Origin of the sequence: Pseudoalteromonas sp. NEC-BIFX-2020_002 (assembly GCF_013002825.1) — a bacterium.
Taxonomy (GTDB): Bacteria; Pseudomonadota; Gammaproteobacteria; order Enterobacterales; family Alteromonadaceae; genus Pseudoalteromonas; species Pseudoalteromonas neustonica.
Genome location: NZ_JABEPJ010000010.1, coordinates 1 through 17,432, shown reverse-complemented (window position 1 = coordinate 17,432; position 17,432 = coordinate 1). Strand labels below are relative to the sequence as shown.

Genomic DNA, 17,432 nt, shown 5'->3' with positions numbered 1-17,432 from the left:
AACGTGAATAAGCAAAGAGTTAGTTTAAAAAAGCAGCAAGGGCAATCTATGGTTGAGTTTTCGATAACTTTACCTTTTTTAGCGCCGTTGGTTTTAGTGCTTATAATGTTGCTTATCCAGTGGGTATTTATTTACAAAGATAAAATAACCCTTAACGCAGCTACATTTGATGCGGTGCGTGCTGGTGCGTTAAATCATGGCAGCAAATCTAAGATGGAAAATGCGTTAGCGCAAGGCATGATGCCATTATTTATGGTTGACTCAGGAAGCGATCCCAACGCACTAGATGTGGCATCAGCGTATGCAAAGTCTAAAGCATATACAGCTATAGCTTCAAAAATAACGGTATTAAATCCAACTAGTGATGTGTTTAATAAATTTAAACAACGCAGACGTTATAAAGGTGGCACTACTGTTTTTGAAATACCGAACGACAATTTAATGTATAGAAATCCTTCACTTAAAATTATATCAAGTGATAAAAAGCTGAATATACAAGACGCAAATTTACTGCAAATTGAAGTCGATTGGTGCAAGCGTCTTGAAGTACCATTAGCCAATTGGTTAATAGGTAAAATTTTAACATTAACAGATGTAGACCCAGATCCATTATCAGATAAATTCGTATATTTTGTGCCAAATGAGGAACAATTGACTTGTTCAGCTTTGGGTGCGGCAACATCAACGGCCGGTGAAGCACGTTACAGCGGTTATTATATTACCATCAAATCTTATGCATTAATCCGAATGCAAACTCCATATCGGATGTAAAGGATAGAACTTAGTTAAAGGAAAAGGATATGAAAGCAAAACAACTATTAATACTGCTTCTAACAGGCACATTAAGCTTAACGCTCGTAGGGTGTAACGAGCCACTAGAAGACAACACAACCGAAAACCCAGTCGAGCCAGATAATGGTGATGATGGCTCAGGTGATGGCGGAGACGACGGCTCAGGCGATGGTGGAGATGACGGTTCAGGTGATGGTGGAGACGACGGTTCAGGTGACGGCGGCGAACCGACTGAAAACGTAGGAACCTGGGAAAACAAAGACGAAGACGGCGACGGTGTGCCTGATGAACAGGATGATTATCCGTTTGATGCTAATGTATCTACATCCGCGTATTTTCAAGAGTCTGAATTAAACGATAATTTAGCAGAAGCTGAAAACTTGGATACAGAAATACCTTATTTTGTCTCAGGCGTAGTTCAGCAAACACAAGATTTAGATTTATTTAAATTTACAACGAACATGGCAGAACGTGTTTCAGTCGTACTTAATACTAACAGCTCAGACTTTAGACCAAATATTACTATACTAGATTCAAATGGCGCTTCGGTAGAGAAGATTAGCTCTAACTTTACAGCAATTGGAAGTATCGGGGCAGCATCAAACTTCACTCTTCCTTCTGCAGGTACCTATTATTTAGGTATTTCAGATGTTGATGCCCGAGGAAATTCAGACTTCACATATAAAGCAAAATTGTTTTTCGATATAGATATAGATTACATAGATGATGGGTTAGAGCCTGCTTTTGGTCTAGTAGTCGGGGATATAGATTCAGACAATGACAGAGTTTTTGACGGAACAGAGTTCTATGTTTATGAGTTTGGTAATAAATATTTGCATGATGTTGACTCTGATGGCATTCCTAATTGGTTAGATGATGACAGTGATGCAGATGGTATACCCGATAAAATAGAAAGCGTATCGGATCAAGATCAAGATGGCTTTGCTAATTTTGTTGACCTTGACTCTGATGGCAATGGAAACGCTGATGCAAGTGAAGTGACTGATATTAGCTCTCAGCTACCAGCTGATTCTGATGGTGATGGAATATCTGATTATGCAGATGTTGATGATGACAATGACGGTTTACTTGATTTAAATGACACTAATCCAACAAAAATAGTCGACTCTACATTCCCTGGCGAAGCTGATTATAAAGAGATTAGTGCTGTTAGTTACATTTTTTCTGGCCAATCATTTAATGGTATTTTTGTAGGTAACGGTACTCATACTGCTACTGGTACGGGCTTGAATAGCCCAGGTATACTCGTGTTCAAACGAGCTGATAACTTACCACCCATTAATGAAAGGGTATCACCAAACCAAGAAATTACTTTTGTCCTGCCAGAGAAAACAGAATCAATATATTTCTTTGCTAACGGTAAACGTTCAAACCTAGTAAACGTAGATATATCAAATCCTAATCTACCCTTAGTATTAAAACCCGAAGTTGATTACTATTCAGTTGGTAACACTGTAAATTTAACCGGGCAAAACTTCTTTGAAGATACGCTAGTATTTATCGATGAAATAGAGGTTAAACCATCAATTACCAATGAAGAAAGGCTGAGTTTTGTTGTACCGGATAGTGTTAGCTCAGAAGCTAAAATAACCGTCAGAACAACCTATGGAACAAGTAATACAGTTGCAATTAAAATTGGTGATGAAGTACTGTTAGATTACAGCCAATTAAATATGCCTAATGATACATTAGCATCATTATTAGTTGCCTCCTTAAAAACGCCGACAAGTCAAGAGGAACTTATTGGTGATGATTTAAGTGTAGATTATATTTTTGGCGGTGTCAGTGATGTTGTTATGGCGCTTTATATTGATGAAAATGGCGAGCCTTATGAGTTTATTAATACAGTGGTTTTTCAATCGGATGAAAGTATTACTGTCACGCCAAATCATATAGCATCTTCTTCAGTATGGTATAGCGGTGCCTTTGGTAACAATATAGAACAAAGTAGTTGGAGAGAAGGATTTGATACGATTAGTTTGAACGAAGATGTGAAGATACTTGCAGACTTTATTGAAGCAAACTTAAGTAATCCTCGTTTTATTGATGATAATTCAGCCGAGTACCAATCTCTGTTAAATAAAGCAATATTGAGTTCTCGAGAAGTCGTAGAAAACCTTATTGTAAATAACTCTAAAATAAGCCCAAAATATACAACGCAATCTCTACAAAAAAATATTAATACTTCCAGTTATATATCATCTAATACCATTACGGAAAGCAGTGTTGCAAGTAATGAGGAAGCAGAATATAAACCAATAGTCACTTCAGACTGGGCAGGTTCAGCGGGTGATATAGAGGTGAATGGGGTTAAAGTTTGGGATAACTTTGGTGATCGTATATTTAATGGTAATGTTGCCGTAGATAATGATACAGGATTATTTTTAAGCGCACAGTTAAGAAATCTGGGTGATGAATACCTCGATCAAATACTGCAACCTCACGTTATAAATACCATTGATGGAAACATGCTTGGTCCTCAAACCTGGGGGATTCTAAATCTATCAGTTGAAAAGGACTTTGATCATTGTAACTATAGAGATTGTTATGTAGAGGTAGTAACTCCTGGTATAAAATCTCCTTACCCAACCACAGAAGCAGGGGAAACTGCTCGCAATATTTTGATTTTTCGTACCGCGGTCGATCAAGTGATAGTTCCATTTATTGGTTACGCGGTTGACAAGAATAACTTATACCAAGATCGCGAATGGGTAAAAAACTTAGTTGTTGAAAGTTACCCGTTATTTCTCAAAGCGGTTGAACTTGAACAAAGCAAAAATTCTACTGAGCTGATGAAAAAGTTCTTTGAAATTGTTTACGAAGATTTAATCACTGAAGGACCAATAACAAGCCTTGGTGCCGTTATTTTACAAAAAGCTGGAACTACCCAAATTGGTAAAGTGATTATAAAAAAAGTTACAAAAATATTAGCTCCTTTGGTTGTGCCTGTTATAGGTGAGGCTGTTGCAATAGCAAATGCAATAAATGAAGCCCTTAAAGGAGCTAACTTGGCCAATAAATTAGCAAATGTAACACTCGACTTAATTGATGTGCCATCAAAGGTAGGTTTTGAAGTTGAATGGCCGGTGGTTATCGACACAGTAGTACCAGAATCTATTATTAAAGACGAACTTGAAAACGATGTTACTTTAATTTTAGAGGGTAAGGGGTTTTTTCCTCATACTTTTTTGGGTTTTAAAACTTTCCCAGAAGTATCTGTGTTCGACACAAAAGGCACAACTTCCACCGACGACGATACAGAAGTTTATGAAGCAAAAGAAACCACACACCTTCATCTTAACTCTGAAGGAAGTGCTATAGATTTTCTTTTGATTGATAAAGAAAAAGTGAAAAATGCAATAGGCCCTTTAAAAGTGTATGTAGAGGTTTCGGACGCTAAGCCTAACATTGATATCACTTTTAGTGATGGTTTATCACTGACTTCACTTAAACCAGATACAGCATTTAGTGGTACTGAAATAGAAATTAATGGCGCGGGTTTTTCAACTAAAAATATCGAAAATACGGTTACCTTCCTCGGTAAAACCGGTCGAATTCAGGCAACAGTTGTCTCAAGCAGTTCGAATAAGCTTGTGGTAAAAGTACCTCAAGATGTTAAAACAGGTGATGTAAATGTAAAGGTTAAATCTGTTCAAGCAAAAAATGCGTTACTTTTTACTAACAGAGAAAGCGGCGCAACAGTCAGGTTTGGCGATAACGGAAACCTAAAAGATGATATATTCACCTTAACTTTTAATGAGGCCAGTAAACAAATTTCGTTAGGTCAACGTAAAGAAGAAATTTTTACATCGTTAACTCCAGGAGACTATAAGGTAATATTAACCGCAAATGATATTCCTGATGGTCGTGGTACATATTATGTTTGTTTTTCTGATAACATAACCGTATTGTCAGGCAGTAGCCCTGTAACAGCAAAAACTGTTCTGGCAAAGGCTGGCGATACGGTATCGTGGAATATTAAAGTAGGGCAAGCTACCGGAAAAACCATCAGCAAATGTTCTCAAAGTGCCATTCAAGCAAACAGTATAAACAAAGCTCGTATACTTAATAACATAGATTAGGAAATCTTATGAAACTCTATAAATTATTACCATTGTTTTTATTTTTTTCTTACTCCGCGAGTGCGGTACCCGATAAAGATTTTTTTGTTCAAAAGTGTTACGACAATGCCATAAAAATTATGAATCAGGACTTTGATTCATATATAAATGACTTTCACCCTAATGCCAAAGCAACAGAGAAATCTAAAAAGTATCTAAATAAAATGTTTTTAAAAAAAGCGGCTAAGTATGATGAGTCTATTAAAACAGCAGATTATAAAAATGAAGAATTCATAATTATAAATGAAAAAGAAAATAACTTTTTGTTTGATATAGAAAAAAAAGTTCAAGTGGGAATTGGCTTTTTAAATATAAAAACCGGCAGTTCTCATTTTCTTTGTGAGTTTGGTTTGGATGAAGATACAAAAAAGTGGTATAAAACGAACATTTAATAGCAGTAGTCATTAAGCACCTTATTTACTGAAAGCTTAATAAATGAGGTGCTTTTTAATTGGTACAAGTTTTAATTTTAAAAGGAGCAGTATGCGCAATATAGTGATTACAGTAATTGCCGTCAGCTTAGTTTTATTAACGGGTTGCACCAATGGTGAGTTAGTGGCGGATCATGGTGTAAGTTATGAAGCGAGAACTGTTGGGCCTGTAGAGTTTGAATACTCATTGTAAATTGATTAACTAAATAGTTTTTATTGCAGCGCAATACGCTAGAAGAAGGAACCTTTAAAACGTGAAAGACTCACTCTCGCACTATATTTCTAACAATGTAAAAAACATGCTTGTTTTTGCGCATAATGATAATTATAAATTAAAAAACACGGGGCGATGGCCACAAAAAACGACTAAACAGTGGCTGATGTTTTTTGTAATAAATACACTTGTTGCTATTGGCTTTGGCCTATTTGGCATAGACTTTGTGCCAAACAAGTATCCCACTTATTCATCCCCACAAGTTATTCAAGCAATTGTTTTAAATTTATTACTCATAAACACAATCCGCTTTGTTATATGGGTAAACCACAGTACTAAAAACGCGACAGATTTAACCGTAGATAAATATACAGGCTGTGTAGAACCCATTGAATCAACTAAGCCGGTTAAAGTAACGCTAAAAGTATTTCCGACTAAAAGTACTCAATTTAAAATTTTTACCGGTGCGGTAATTGAGTACCAGAATAATAAAAAGCAGTATTTTAATCGCTTATCAATATTACAGCTTCCTGAATTTATAGACTGGTTAAAAGAAAAGCATGATGTAAGTATTGAATTCAAAACATCATTAATTACAAAGTTCCCGCTTTATTTTTTATTGTTAATCATTTTTTGCTTAATGATTTTGTTATTTTTTATCTAACCCTTTGAAGGGAATATTCGATTTATAAAAAGAGGCTTTATGGACTTTTTGTGTAAGAAATTTAGGCACTTTACTAATTCGTATAGCGCGGATAAACGCCTTGAGAAAGAGTGTCAAGCCGATTTAACAACATATCCTTTATTAAAAAATTTTACTAAAAAGCAACTCTATCTACACAGTGTAATAGCTTATATTGTTGGGCTTTTATTAACCTGTTTTTTTATAAGCGAAGGTAGGGTGTTTGATACTTATATTAGGCCTGAATATGTTGTACTTTATTTTACCGGCTTTTACTTTGCTGTTTTAATCGCGTTTCTGTTTTTTAAACGCGGTAACAAACAATCAATTACCCTCTATCATGACTATTTTGAATTAAAAGGTGCTGGCAGTGTAAATAAAAAATTTTACTATCGTGATATTGAAGAAATAACCGCGGGCAAGTTTGATTACACTATAGTTAAGCGTATTCGCGGAACGGTTAGACGCCATGAAAATATTAAACTGCCATTTTTTACTCATGCGGAATTTGTATTTACTAATAAAGACACGCTGACTGTTAATCGTATAAATCTTTTTATGCTACCTGAAATGGTAGAAGTAATGACTAAAAGAGCGAGTGTAGAAGTGTCTTATGTGTTCCCACCGGTGATAAAGGCCATATCAATTATGTTTGCAGCACTTTTTGTAACTGTACTTACAAGTATTGTTATTGTACAAACATACTTAATTTGATAGCTGTTAATTGATATTTTAACTTTGTTAAATTGGCGTAGCGGTTAAAAATAACGAAACACAAGGAATAAATGTGAAAAATAAAACATTAATAACGGCCATAGTAGGGTGCTTATTTAGTGCATCAACTGTAGCAATGGAGCGTTTTCATGGAGTTGAAGATGGTTCAGATGAAAATTTAAAATCAGTATGTAAAGATTATATGGTAAACAGTTATTTAAAAAATGATCCCGTACTGTTTTTTATTTATTACCTGAATCAGTAAAAAATATGGAAGATAATAGTGGTAATAGTGGTGACCCAAAAGCTGTTAATTCTTGTATTTATAATACATCGCAACTAAATAATAAAAGAAAGGTAGAATTATTATGGGAAGAATAACCAAAATATTAAGTAGTTTTATATTTTTAGCATGTTCGTTCTCAGTATTTGCTGATGAAGTACCCGACGAGCTTAAAAAAATGAGTAAGGCAATTGTCGATAGTTACCTAGTAAACGATAGCAGTGAGTTTTTAGCCCAATACCACCCAAGGTTGGGCAAAGCAATGGAAGAGTACTCAAAAGGTAAAGTTGAACGTTTATTTGAACATAAAAGAGGCGATATACATGAACATAAATGGGACAGTATTGAACTTGATACAGAAAGGTCTGGTTACTAAAAGTTTGATTCTCGAATGCAAAAACGTTTTTTTCCTAACCTCAATACACACTTCATAGTTTATTATGATCTAAAAAGATATAAACATGGAGCATCAATTTTTTTAGATTATGTCAAGGAAGATGGAAAGTGGTACTTGGTTAACTAATGGAAGACTCGTTATCAAAACTAATTACAAATAATGTAGAAAATATGCCGCCTTTTGCAGAGGGCGGCAACTACACCTTAAAAAATACAGGCTACTGGCCGCAAAAAACCAGCGGCCAGTGGACAATGTTTTATTTGGTTAACTTAATAGTGTCTGTGTTACTTGGGTTGCTGGGTATTGATTTTTTCCCGCAACCTACACATCAAGCATTTCACTTGCAAACGCAGGTGTTGGTGTCAGCACCGATTAATATGGTGCTGATAAGTGGCTTTAGGCTAGCGCTATGGGTTCATGATAATAAACGAAAAGCCCAGCCTATTGAAGTAAATAAAACCAGTGGCTGCATCACTCCTGTCAGTGGTATAAAACCAATTAAAGCAACTGTAAAAGTGTTTCCCAAAAGTCAGGTTGAACAAGGTAAGTTTCATATTTTTACAGGTTTACAAGTTGAATATGATGATAATACCAAACAACAGTTTAACCGGTTATCAGTACTTCAGTTACCAGAGTTAGTAGTTTGGCTTGAGTCAACTAAAGGTGTCGAGGTTACTTTTAAAACATCATTAATAAAAAAAGTGCCTGTTTGGTTTGCTAACACACTGTTACTTATTGTAGCGACTGTGATGGCAATACGCTTATACCAGTTGTTTTTAACTTAGTTAAATTTTCAATTTAGATATAAAGTAGTGGGAGTATAAATGAAGAATATAAATCTACTTGGCGCATCACTTTTATTATTAGCAGGGTGTGGCAATGGCACTATAAATATTGTTGGTGTACAAAAATTCGAAGCCCCTAAAGAATTATATGAAGGATATACAACACCACCGCGGTTATTTCTAGAAATAGAAGGTGGCGAAGAAGATGAAATCTGCGAAGTGGACTTTCCTATCGACGTACTTAAGAACAAACAAACCATAGATGAAAGCGGAATAGTGCCCACTTTGAGTGTAACGTGTGACTATGATGGCATAAGTGGAGTAGGTGATAGAGTCGACTCTGAGTACGAATATGTAAAACTCAAGTTTTTAGAGGGTAATAAAGCCGTTTTAAGTGTAAAAGCCAAGCTTATGGTCTCGTCTGAAGATAGGTATTACGAAACACAAACAGTAAAACCTCTTGAGTTTGAATACGCCTATTAAAAGAACAACCTGAATGTTATTGCAAATAATTGTTTAGAAATCAATTAAAAGCCTATGTCATAAAAAGTGACATAGGCTTTCAGCGATTATTCAAATTGTAGAGTCAAAACTCTCGTTAGGTTAAACGTTTTATTTGGGTAACTTTGCACCTTGAGTAGTTGCTTTTATAACATCATCCAGTCGCCAAGTACCTTTCTCAAACACAAAAATTATACGTTCAAAGGCATCTTCAAAAGTATATGTACTGCCCTCTTTATGTGCGTTTACTAAACTGTATTCATATTTTACTTTATTATATCCCGTCTCTGGGTCCATTATTCCAACTCTATCAGCTAGTGCAATTAATCCAGTTAATGATCTGTCTCTTTGCCTATCTTGATGAAGGTTTCTTGCATGAATACGTTTATAGTTTTCGCTAAATAATTGACTAAATTTTTCAGGTTTTTTTGCATAGTAATAACCATAGCGAGACCAATTAGCTACAATATCTTCGAAATTTAGTTTAGGGTCAGTCAAGGGGCTAAACTGTGTGGTTTTGTTATTGTAAAACGCACTGTAATTTTTATTGATTTCTGTATAGGCTTGATTAAAAATTTTCGCTATTTCAATAGCAGCTTCTTTACCTGTTTGTTCTAATTTATTATTGATTGCTGAAATTTGTTTAGGTAAATCCTGCCACTTTTCAGGGTAGAGTATAGCCTTTGCTTCTTTTTCTAGTGGCTTAAGTAATGCTCTGCTTTCTTTGTTTGAAAGTGCTGAAATGACTTCGGATTGGTCTCTAAGTTCAAAGAACCTCTCTCTGAATAACGTACTATAATAGCGTTCTGAGTAGAAGTAATTTGCAGCACCTGAATAAGGGTCTATAAAGTCGTCAATACCTAGCTCTGCAAAATCAGGCGATGGCTTATCTAATTTTTTTATATCGAGCTCAAGATCTCGGATAGGATCTAAGATCTTACTTTTTATAGCAAAGTATGCGTCCCTGTCTCGGACTATTTCAGGCTTTGACAGCATTGCTTTATCATATTCTTTTGCCGCTGCAATTACCTTTGGATTATTTATTAACGCTTGATATTCATAATAACCACAAAAATTTGGGCATAGTGCCTTTGCGATATGGGTTACTGCGTTTACTTTAATCTTTTCAGTTGGGTTATGTATCCAAGCGCTGTATAACTCAGTACCAAGTAAAGACCCTTTAATCATCACCGATACACCAGTTGACTCAAACTTATGAGCGGCAAGCCCGATGTTAGTTTTCTCAATACAAATTTTACTTTTGGCTTGCTTAATTTTTGTTTTACTTGAATAAATATCATACTCTGCACCATTAGAGTAAATAGTTTCAGGTAAATTAGTTGATAGTTCTAAAGGGCAGTCCTTAGCAAATGCATTGCCACCCAATACCAAAAGAGGAATAAATAGATATTTCACATTGTCGTCCTTGATAAATACTTATTTTAATAGATAAAATCATACCACAAAGGTTTAAAAAAATAAGCTCAATTTAAATACATTATTTGAATGCTAGTCTTATATTAGCTATGCTGTAGGGCTTAATTATTAGTAATAAATTATAAAAATACGGTTCATCAAACAAGGACGGATTCTTGAAATCACCTCTATTTTATCTCTCACTATTGGGCGTATGCAGCGCATTTAGCTCGCTAACGTATACAGCATATGCTCATGCAAACACAACACTGTCGTCTACAAAAGTAGGTACGTGGCAAAATAAAGATGAAGACGGTGATGGTGTGCCTGATGAGCAGGATGATTATCCGTTTGATGCGGATAAAACCACAATTACGGTTGTTCAAGAAGAAGAGTTTAATAATAACGTTGCCGAAGCAAACCCAGTTGGGAGTATACCTTTTAAAGCTACAGGCGGTATTTCTGAAAATGTAGATATTGATGATTTTAAATTTAATATCCCCAGCTCAATGCTAGTTGAAGACTTTTCAGTGACGTTTGTTCTTTTTAAAGATGCTAAGCGTTTCACACCGTCTTTAACGATTATTAATAATAATGGCGATGTTATTTCTACTATACCAACTAACATTGAGCACGTTGGTAAAGTGGGTCAAGCTATTACTTTCTCGCCTAAGCAAGCAGGTGAATATAATTTAAGTATTACTGATAGAAATACCTTAGGTACAGATAGCTTTACATATTCAGTACATGCCTTTATTGATATTGATAAAGATGGGGTTCCTAACAATAAAGAGCAGGCCTTAGGAATGAATTACCTCGGTCAGCATACCGATAGTGATAAAATTCCTGATGGTAATGAGTACCATATTTATTCATCTAATTTCAGCTTCGGTCATGATGTAGATGGTGATGGGATTCCAAATTGGCTTGATTTAGACAGCGATGATGATGGTATTACTGATGATATAGAATTAACCTACGATTTAGATGGCGATAAAAAACCAGCCTTTGTAGACTTAGATAGTGACAATAATGCAGTTCAAGATTCAGATGAATTAAACTTAGTTGAGTTTATCCGTTATGACCTTGATGGTGATGGCTTACCTAATTTTTTAGATACTGACGACGATGGCGACTTTTTGTTTGATGTAAACGATCCGAAGCCACTAGAAAAACTATTTGATATAAATAACTTATACCCATCAAATACCCCAGTCATAAGTTCTGCAACATATTCTCATAGTGACCAAGCAGTATTTATTAACAAAGTTAGGCCTTTTTATCCTGCTAATTTAAATGCAGAAAACCTTAAAGGTAATGCAGCACATTTAGTAATGTTAAAAGGGGATGACAAACAGCCCGTCGTTAATTTACCAGTGACGATTACCTCAGAAAATAAAATTGAATTTGTTATACCTAACTACCCAAAGGTGGCGCTAGGTGGTGAACCAATTACATTTTTTCTAGCTATAGACGGCTATAAAACCAATAGTATTGATGCCACATTACTGCATCCAAAAACACCAATTATTACAGACATCCCGAATAGAAATGTAGCCGAAGGTGACGAGGCTTTAATAATCGGTGAAAACTTAGAGAGTGGTACTTCATTAGTCTTTGCAGATGGGCCGACAATCCAGTTAGATTACATAGATGATACAAGTGCTAGTTTTATTGTGCCTGAAAATATTGGAACCGGCTCGTTTAGCTTACAAAATGTATTTGGTGAAAGTAATTATTCAAGCATTAGTAAAACCAATGATTTATTAGTAACTATTAGTGTTCCGGATTACTTAAATGTTGAAGGGGATTTCTCTCTAAATGGTGCAAATATAACGTTTTCTAAAACTAATGATTTTAATAATTCAGAGGTCAATATAACTGATAAATCGGAATATATAACTTTATTTTGGAAAAATGGTATACGTTTTTTGCAAGGTTATATTTTAAATGATAACTCAGTGCAGTTAAGCATTGATAGCACTTTGCAATCTCTCGTTCTTCGGGCTTATGAGTACAATGAGAAAATACAAAATCCACAGCAATTAGTTGATACAATGGTGGAGTTAGATTCTTATGTAGAATTTAAAGCATGGTACATCGACTCATTACAAACAGAGCCGTTAGATGTCTTTTTACTAGATGAGTCTTATAATATCATAGGTAAAGCAACTAAAATTGCTAATGAATTATTAAAAAAAAATAATACTAATACTTCCAAATTAATAAAGGAAAGTTCTAACAGAGGCCTTGCAAAAATAGCTTTCAGTCAAAGTGAGTCAGAAGCGACGGAAGAAAGTCAAAGACCTACATATTCGCCAGACCAAAGGCAAGCAGGAATAAGAATAGAGGCGACTCAAAAAGGGTTGTTTGACTTATTCGATTATGATGGCTTTTCAGAACTTCAAAATAGCTCACCAATGTACTTGAGTGCAGCGGTATATAAAATTAATAATGAACTTGTCGCTTCATCGGAGCCTGCTATTGGCATAGACCCATCGGATAAAGACGGTAAAAAACCAAAAACATATTCGCATATTACATCATTTATAGATCGTGACATGATAGCCCCGTCAGAATACCGTGTTTTTGCTATTTCGCTTTGGTCTAAAGATGCTTACTTAAAAGCTTGTCAATATCAAAACTGTTTAATTGAAGTTCTTACTCCAGGAATAAAAAACAACCCTGTTGACGACGTTGAAAAGTTGAAAAGTTGAAAGTTTCAAAATACCTTTTTATAAAAAACTTAGTTGATGCCCTTATATTGCCAACATTTGACTCTGTTCTCAATATGGCAGCAGATGAAAAAGGTGAAAGGAACCCAATTGATCCAAGGGGCTATGTCATACCAGAAGAAGGCCGTGGTAAACCTGCAAAGTTACTTCTTGAGGTTGTTTGGAAAGCGATGCCGGGTGTTATCGATGCGATAGATGATGCTTTTTTGGATGGAAGGGTTACCAAAGATGAACAGGCGGATATTGTTGCTGAAGTAGAAAAGGTGATGTCAAACGAAGAAAAAGCCTTACGCAATTTAAAGCCAGGGCCGATACTTTCATCAATAGCTGAATACTACGGTTTTGGGCTGTCAGATTGGCTTTCAAGTGTAAGAAATGAGATTGCTGAGAAAATTGCCGAAAAATTTATTCCCGTTTACGGTCAAATAAAAGCGGCTTTAGATGTTTTATCTGTAGTAAGTGATTCATCAAATTTAGCCGAAGCCTGGTATGATTTTTATACTATGGAGATGCGTTATGAATTTAAGATTGAATGGGGGTTGAAAATTTTAAAACTAAGCCCAGGCGTGTTATCTAAAGATAACTTTATGCCGGCTTTAACCATTACCGGTATTGGCTTATGCCCGCAAACATCTGCTTTTAATTCTCCGATATACCCAGTAATAAACTACAAAGATACTACGACAGGTAAAGTAGAAGAGGTAATTATTAGAAATAGAGGATCATTAGATAATTCTTATACGCCTAATGCAGCATGCAATGAAGTAACTGTATATATCCCGCAAGAAATAATTGCTCAGGCTACCTTAGACTCTAAGATTGAGGTAGAGGTTGTTTTTGACGATAATATAGCTAATTCAGCCCAGCAAAATAGCTCACCTAAATACTTAACATTTGCAGATGGTTTAAAAATTGACAAAATCAATCCAGATCCAGCATTTACTGAACAGCTTGTTACAATAACGGGAGTAGGGTTTGATACTACTGAATTAACAAACAATGAGGTGTATTTCACATCAGAAAATGGTGAACTTTTAAAAAGTGATGTTCTATCTGGCGATAACACTCAGATTAAAGTAAAAGTACCTAACGGCGCTGTAACAGGGCCTGTTACTGTTAAAGTGGGTAATGATGAAGATTCAAGTTCTATAGTAATATCAGAATCTACAATTACCTTTACTTTTGGTGATAATGGTAATGTAATTGATGATAGTTTCCAGGTAAGCATAGACGGTGAAATAATTGATGAAACGACTCCAGGAGAAAGAAAGAAAACAAATACATTAACAACTGAGCAAGGTGAGCATGATATTATTATTACAGGTATAACGGTTCCAGACCAACGAGCAACTTATTACATTTGCTTTTCAAACAACGTTGATGTGATATCTGGTCAAACTAATGGCAAAGTTGATTTTGCTGTAGGTACCCAATTCTCTAAAAACTTAAAAATAAAGGTGAACAATACACCAACCTCCAACCCTGTAGGGTGTAAGTTTTTTGATAACTCTGTTGGTGTTAATTCCACGTTAACAATTGATTAAGTAGATTATGTAGAGCCTTTACCAAAGGCTCTACTATAAAAAGGAACGCTATGTTAAAAAAAACAATATGTGTATTGCTCGGTTCATTAGTTTTGCAAGGGTGTGTAGACTCACACTCAGTTAATGGTGTTATTGAAGGTTCTGTCGAACTAAAGCCCGATATTGGACTGTTGAATTATAAAGTGAGTGTTGAAGGTCTAGAGCGTGGTTGCTATCTATACCTTTCTAAACCAGATAATGACTTTTGGAATGTAGAAGATCAACAAAAAATGCTACAGGGAGTTTCTTGTTTTAATAATGAACGAAAGTTATTTGCTCAAGCACCTGACGTTAGTAGCTTTACCTGGGAAGAGGCTGATGGTGGTTTTAATTTTACTATGGATGCCACAGCAATCAGTGTAGATGAGGAAAAGCTTAATGTTTACACAACGTCCCCCTTATTTGTTCCGTTCACAAAGGATTTAAAATGAAATCACAATTAATAGCCTTTTCTAGCATTATGTTTTTAAGCACATCAGCTTTTGCAGATGAATCAAATGTGAATTTTCCTGCTAAGGATAATCAAGATCCATTATTTATAAAGAAGTGCGAAGAGTTTAGAAAAGCAAAAGCTGATAAAGACATTGATACCTTGATGTCTTTTGTACCAAAGCATTTCAAAGATACTGAGGACGAAAAAAAACGCGCTATCGCATACTTGAGTAAAAAGGCAGAAAAGTTTCAAAAGTATGTAACAAGCCCTGAATTCGAGGTTTTATCTCAAAAATTATCAACTGAATCGAAATCTAATTATGCACAGGTTGATATAAGAGCCCAGTATGGTGAAAAAAAATTCGTGTCTGACGGCTGTGTATTTGAACTTACCAAAGAAGATGGTTGGATAATCATTATTGCGTCTAGTTAATTAGCTTTTGACTACTTTAAGTATTTATATGTTATTAGAGTATGTAACTAAGCATACTCTTTTTGTTTAAAGAGGGAATTTTGGCTAATTCAATTATATTAAAATCACTATTAGAAACGATTAAATGGCTTTTCATTTGGCTAACGGTAGCAGGGCTTGTGCTAGGTGTTTTAAGTCAAGGCTTGATTGTTGATACAGGTGATGGGCTTGATGTTTTATTAATTATTGCACTTTTGATGTTTCAACATCGATTAAAATTTGATGAGCACAATAATCAAATAGATGTAAAGTTGGGGGCTTATTTTTTTAAGAAAGAAATCTTCACGTATAGTCACCACACCATTGATACTAGCACGATTAAAACAATTTCATGCCAAGATAATAAAGCCATTAGCGTGATTGATATTAATTACACTTCAGCAGAAGGTAAATTGAGCACTTACACGTTTAGGTGTTTTAAGCAAGCCAAACAAGCGCAGTTAGTGGTGAGTAAGCTGTCAACCGTTGAGCGCGTTTATACAGCTAAACGCGAAGAGGCCGAGGCTGAAAAAACAAACTCAGCAACAGTAAACAAGTTTTCAAAAATATTCCCGCAAAATACTATTTTAGGTAATGCTGAAGCTAAAAATAATATTTCTATTCTAAGGTGTGCGCTGCCACTTCCTGAGAGTAAGAAAAAATCGGTCTATCTCACCGTAGCTTGCTTTACTTTGCTTACCGTATTTATTGCCTTTTCGTCACAAAACTGGAAGCCTGCAATGGCTTTTTTGGTGATAACGTATTTTAGTTATTGGCTTGCACGAGCATTTGTTTGCCATAACTATTATTTAGTAAAAACATCTCCTTTTATTGATATTAAAATAAATAGCGATGAGCTTTATCTGCCGGCGTTACTATTTACCGACAAAAAACCGCGCACATTAACTAAACAGGATATTGTCAGCATCGAGGCTAAATGGAATTACAATTACGACACAATTGATGACTCTATTGGCAGAACTACAAAAAGGTCACACTTAATATCGCTTGTTTTTAAAACCACAAAAGGGCAGAGCATAGCACTTTCTCACTGGAGTGTTGATAGTGAAGCCCTCGTATATTCGTTACTAAAACACCAATACCCAGTTTCATTAGATAGAACAAGCGAAATTGTTTACCCATTTAAGCAGCACGTTGGCTTGATGGTCGGCTTATTTATCGTGATAGTAATTATCAACGCGAGTAATTTACCAAACTTTATAAGCTCTTTTAATTTGTAATATTTTAAGGATATATTATGAATAAATGCCTAATTCCATTGTCGTTATTAGCAAGCTTTACATGCAACGCAGAGCTTGATTTAACAATCCTGAATAAACTAGACATATATGGTCACTCCGCCTGAGTCAAATTTTCAGGTGGTTTTTATTCTTTTACAGAACCCGAATTCAGGTTTCGCTTCTTAAATTAGAATGAGTGTCTTGTTTGTTTTCCTATATGATTTTATTTTTTCGTAAGCGTATAGCATAGCTAACGACACCAAGCCTTGCTTAATATTCCAAGGTAGCAGTGGCTCAAGGTTACTTGGCTGCTCTGCAATATGTTGCAAGCACGTTGAGATGTAGTCATGCACTACAAGATCATTTGCCTTTGCGGTTTCAACAAGGCTATAGAGTATGGCGCTGGCATGCGCGCCATTGCAGGTATTTGAGAACAGCCAGTTTTTACGCCCTATTACGAACGGTTTTATGGCTCGCTCTGCTCGGTTATTATCAATACTGAGCCGGCCATCATCGAGGTAACGCCTGAATTTCTCAAACTGATTTATCGCATAGGTAATTGCTTTACCTAGCGCCATTTGGGGAGGGATTTTATCTTTGTGTTTGAGTAACCATTGATACAATTCATCAACG

16 protein-coding genes and 1 pseudogene are annotated in these 17,432 nt (G+C 35.4%); 15 read left to right on the top strand and 2 right to left on the bottom strand.

Annotated features, from left to right (window positions below; genetic code table 11):
- The first annotated feature begins 3 nt into the window (after window positions 1–3).
- From HJP15_RS12300 to HJP15_RS12255, 10 genes are all read left to right on the top strand, one after another.
- Window positions 4–771 carry a TadE/TadG family type IV pilus assembly protein gene (locus tag HJP15_RS12300; RefSeq protein ID WP_349304629.1) on the top strand — a complete coding sequence of 256 codons (768 nt, stop codon included), beginning with the start codon at window positions 4–6 and terminating at the stop codon, window positions 769–771.
- Window positions 772–800: 29 nt separating this feature from the next.
- Complete coding sequence (locus HJP15_RS12295) at window positions 801–4,895, top strand: IPT/TIG domain-containing protein (RefSeq protein WP_170173899.1); 4,095 nt, start codon at window positions 801–803, stop codon at window positions 4,893–4,895.
- Between the two features lie 8 nt (window positions 4,896–4,903).
- Window positions 4,904–5,326, top strand: a complete 423-nt coding sequence (locus HJP15_RS12290) for a hypothetical protein (protein ID WP_170173898.1) — start codon at window positions 4,904–4,906, stop codon at window positions 5,324–5,326.
- A 91-nt stretch (window positions 5,327–5,417) separates the two neighbouring features.
- A complete protein-coding gene (locus HJP15_RS12285) occupies window positions 5,418–5,558 on the top strand; it encodes a hypothetical protein (RefSeq protein ID WP_170173897.1) in 141 nt (46 codons plus the stop codon).
- Between the two features lie 61 nt (window positions 5,559–5,619).
- Window positions 5,620–6,243 (top strand): hypothetical protein, encoded by a 624-nt coding sequence (locus tag HJP15_RS12280; RefSeq protein WP_170173896.1) that lies wholly within the window; start codon window positions 5,620–5,622, stop codon window positions 6,241–6,243.
- Window positions 6,244–6,282: 39 nt separating this feature from the next.
- Window positions 6,283–6,975, top strand: a complete 693-nt coding sequence (locus HJP15_RS12275) for a hypothetical protein (RefSeq protein WP_170173895.1) — start codon at window positions 6,283–6,285, stop codon at window positions 6,973–6,975.
- Window positions 6,976–7,048: 73 nt separating this feature from the next.
- Window positions 7,049–7,240 carry a hypothetical protein gene (locus HJP15_RS12270; protein WP_170173894.1) on the top strand — a complete coding sequence of 64 codons (192 nt, stop codon included), beginning with the start codon at window positions 7,049–7,051 and terminating at the stop codon, window positions 7,238–7,240.
- Between the two features lie 103 nt (window positions 7,241–7,343).
- Window positions 7,344–7,634: a hypothetical protein gene (locus HJP15_RS12265; RefSeq protein ID WP_170173893.1), complete on the top strand. Its 291-nt coding sequence runs from the start codon at window positions 7,344–7,346 to the stop codon at window positions 7,632–7,634.
- A gap of 146 nt (window positions 7,635–7,780) precedes the next feature.
- Entirely contained in the window at window positions 7,781–8,440 is a 660-nt protein-coding gene (locus tag HJP15_RS12260; RefSeq protein WP_170173892.1) for a hypothetical protein, read from the top strand.
- A 39-nt stretch (window positions 8,441–8,479) separates the two neighbouring features.
- On the top strand, window positions 8,480–8,923 hold the full coding sequence (locus HJP15_RS12255; protein ID WP_170173891.1) for a hypothetical protein: 444 nt from the start codon (window positions 8,480–8,482) through the stop codon (window positions 8,921–8,923).
- A gap of 129 nt (window positions 8,924–9,052) precedes the next feature.
- Here the strand turns inward: HJP15_RS12255 and HJP15_RS12250 are convergent, their stop codons facing one another.
- Window positions 9,053–10,357 (bottom strand): hypothetical protein, encoded by a 1,305-nt coding sequence (locus tag HJP15_RS12250; protein WP_170173890.1) that lies wholly within the window; start codon window positions 10,355–10,357, stop codon window positions 9,053–9,055.
- A gap of 176 nt (window positions 10,358–10,533) precedes the next feature.
- On the opposite strand from HJP15_RS12250, the gene HJP15_RS12245 reads away from it, so the two are divergent.
- The 5 genes from HJP15_RS12245 to HJP15_RS12225 all read left to right on the top strand — a co-directional run bounded on the left by HJP15_RS12245 (window position 10,534) and on the right by HJP15_RS12225 (window position 16,799).
- Window positions 10,534–13,074, top strand: a complete 2,541-nt coding sequence (locus HJP15_RS12245) for a hypothetical protein (RefSeq protein ID WP_170173889.1) — start codon at window positions 10,534–10,536, stop codon at window positions 13,072–13,074.
- Window positions 13,071–14,636, top strand: a complete 1,566-nt coding sequence (locus HJP15_RS12240; protein ID WP_170173888.1) for an IPT/TIG domain-containing protein — start codon at window positions 13,071–13,073, stop codon at window positions 14,634–14,636. The genes HJP15_RS12245 and HJP15_RS12240 overlap by 4 nt, the downstream gene beginning before the upstream one ends.
- A gap of 50 nt (window positions 14,637–14,686) precedes the next feature.
- A complete protein-coding gene (locus HJP15_RS12235) occupies window positions 14,687–15,106 on the top strand; it encodes a hypothetical protein (protein WP_170173887.1) in 420 nt (139 codons plus the stop codon).
- Window positions 15,103–15,540 carry a hypothetical protein gene (locus HJP15_RS12230; protein WP_170173886.1) on the top strand — a complete coding sequence of 146 codons (438 nt, stop codon included), beginning with the start codon at window positions 15,103–15,105 and terminating at the stop codon, window positions 15,538–15,540. Before HJP15_RS12235 ends, HJP15_RS12230 begins: the two co-directional genes overlap by 4 nt.
- An 80-nt stretch (window positions 15,541–15,620) precedes the next feature.
- Window positions 15,621–16,799 (top strand): hypothetical protein, encoded by a 1,179-nt coding sequence (locus HJP15_RS12225; protein WP_170173885.1) that lies wholly within the window; start codon window positions 15,621–15,623, stop codon window positions 16,797–16,799.
- Between the two features lie 269 nt (window positions 16,800–17,068).
- On the opposite strand, the pseudogene HJP15_RS21730 reads toward HJP15_RS12225, so the two are convergent.
- Window positions 17,069–17,432 (bottom strand): annotated as a pseudogene (locus HJP15_RS21730) (IS66 family transposase); the annotation flags it as partial.

Bases quoted from the DNA above. Each gene is read 5' to 3' on its own strand.
- HJP15_RS12295 (WP_170173899.1), top strand. From the start codon at position 801: ATGAAAGCAAAACAACTATTAATACTGCTTCTAACAGGCACATTAAGC.
- HJP15_RS12290 (WP_170173898.1), top strand. From the start codon at position 4,904: ATGAAACTCTATAAATTATTACCATTGTTTTTATTTTTTTCTTACTCC.
- HJP15_RS12285 (WP_170173897.1), top strand. From the start codon at position 5,418: ATGCGCAATATAGTGATTACAGTAATTGCCGTCAGCTTAGTTTTATTA.
- HJP15_RS12275 (WP_170173895.1), top strand. From the start codon at position 6,283: ATGGACTTTTTGTGTAAGAAATTTAGGCACTTTACTAATTCGTATAGC.
- HJP15_RS12265 (WP_170173893.1), top strand. From the start codon at position 7,344: ATGGGAAGAATAACCAAAATATTAAGTAGTTTTATATTTTTAGCATGT.
- HJP15_RS12260 (WP_170173892.1), top strand. From the start codon at position 7,781: ATGGAAGACTCGTTATCAAAACTAATTACAAATAATGTAGAAAATATG.
- HJP15_RS12255 (WP_170173891.1), top strand. From the start codon at position 8,480: ATGAAGAATATAAATCTACTTGGCGCATCACTTTTATTATTAGCAGGG.
- HJP15_RS12235 (WP_170173887.1), top strand. From the start codon at position 14,687: ATGTTAAAAAAAACAATATGTGTATTGCTCGGTTCATTAGTTTTGCAA.
- HJP15_RS12230 (WP_170173886.1), top strand. From the start codon at position 15,103: ATGAAATCACAATTAATAGCCTTTTCTAGCATTATGTTTTTAAGCACA.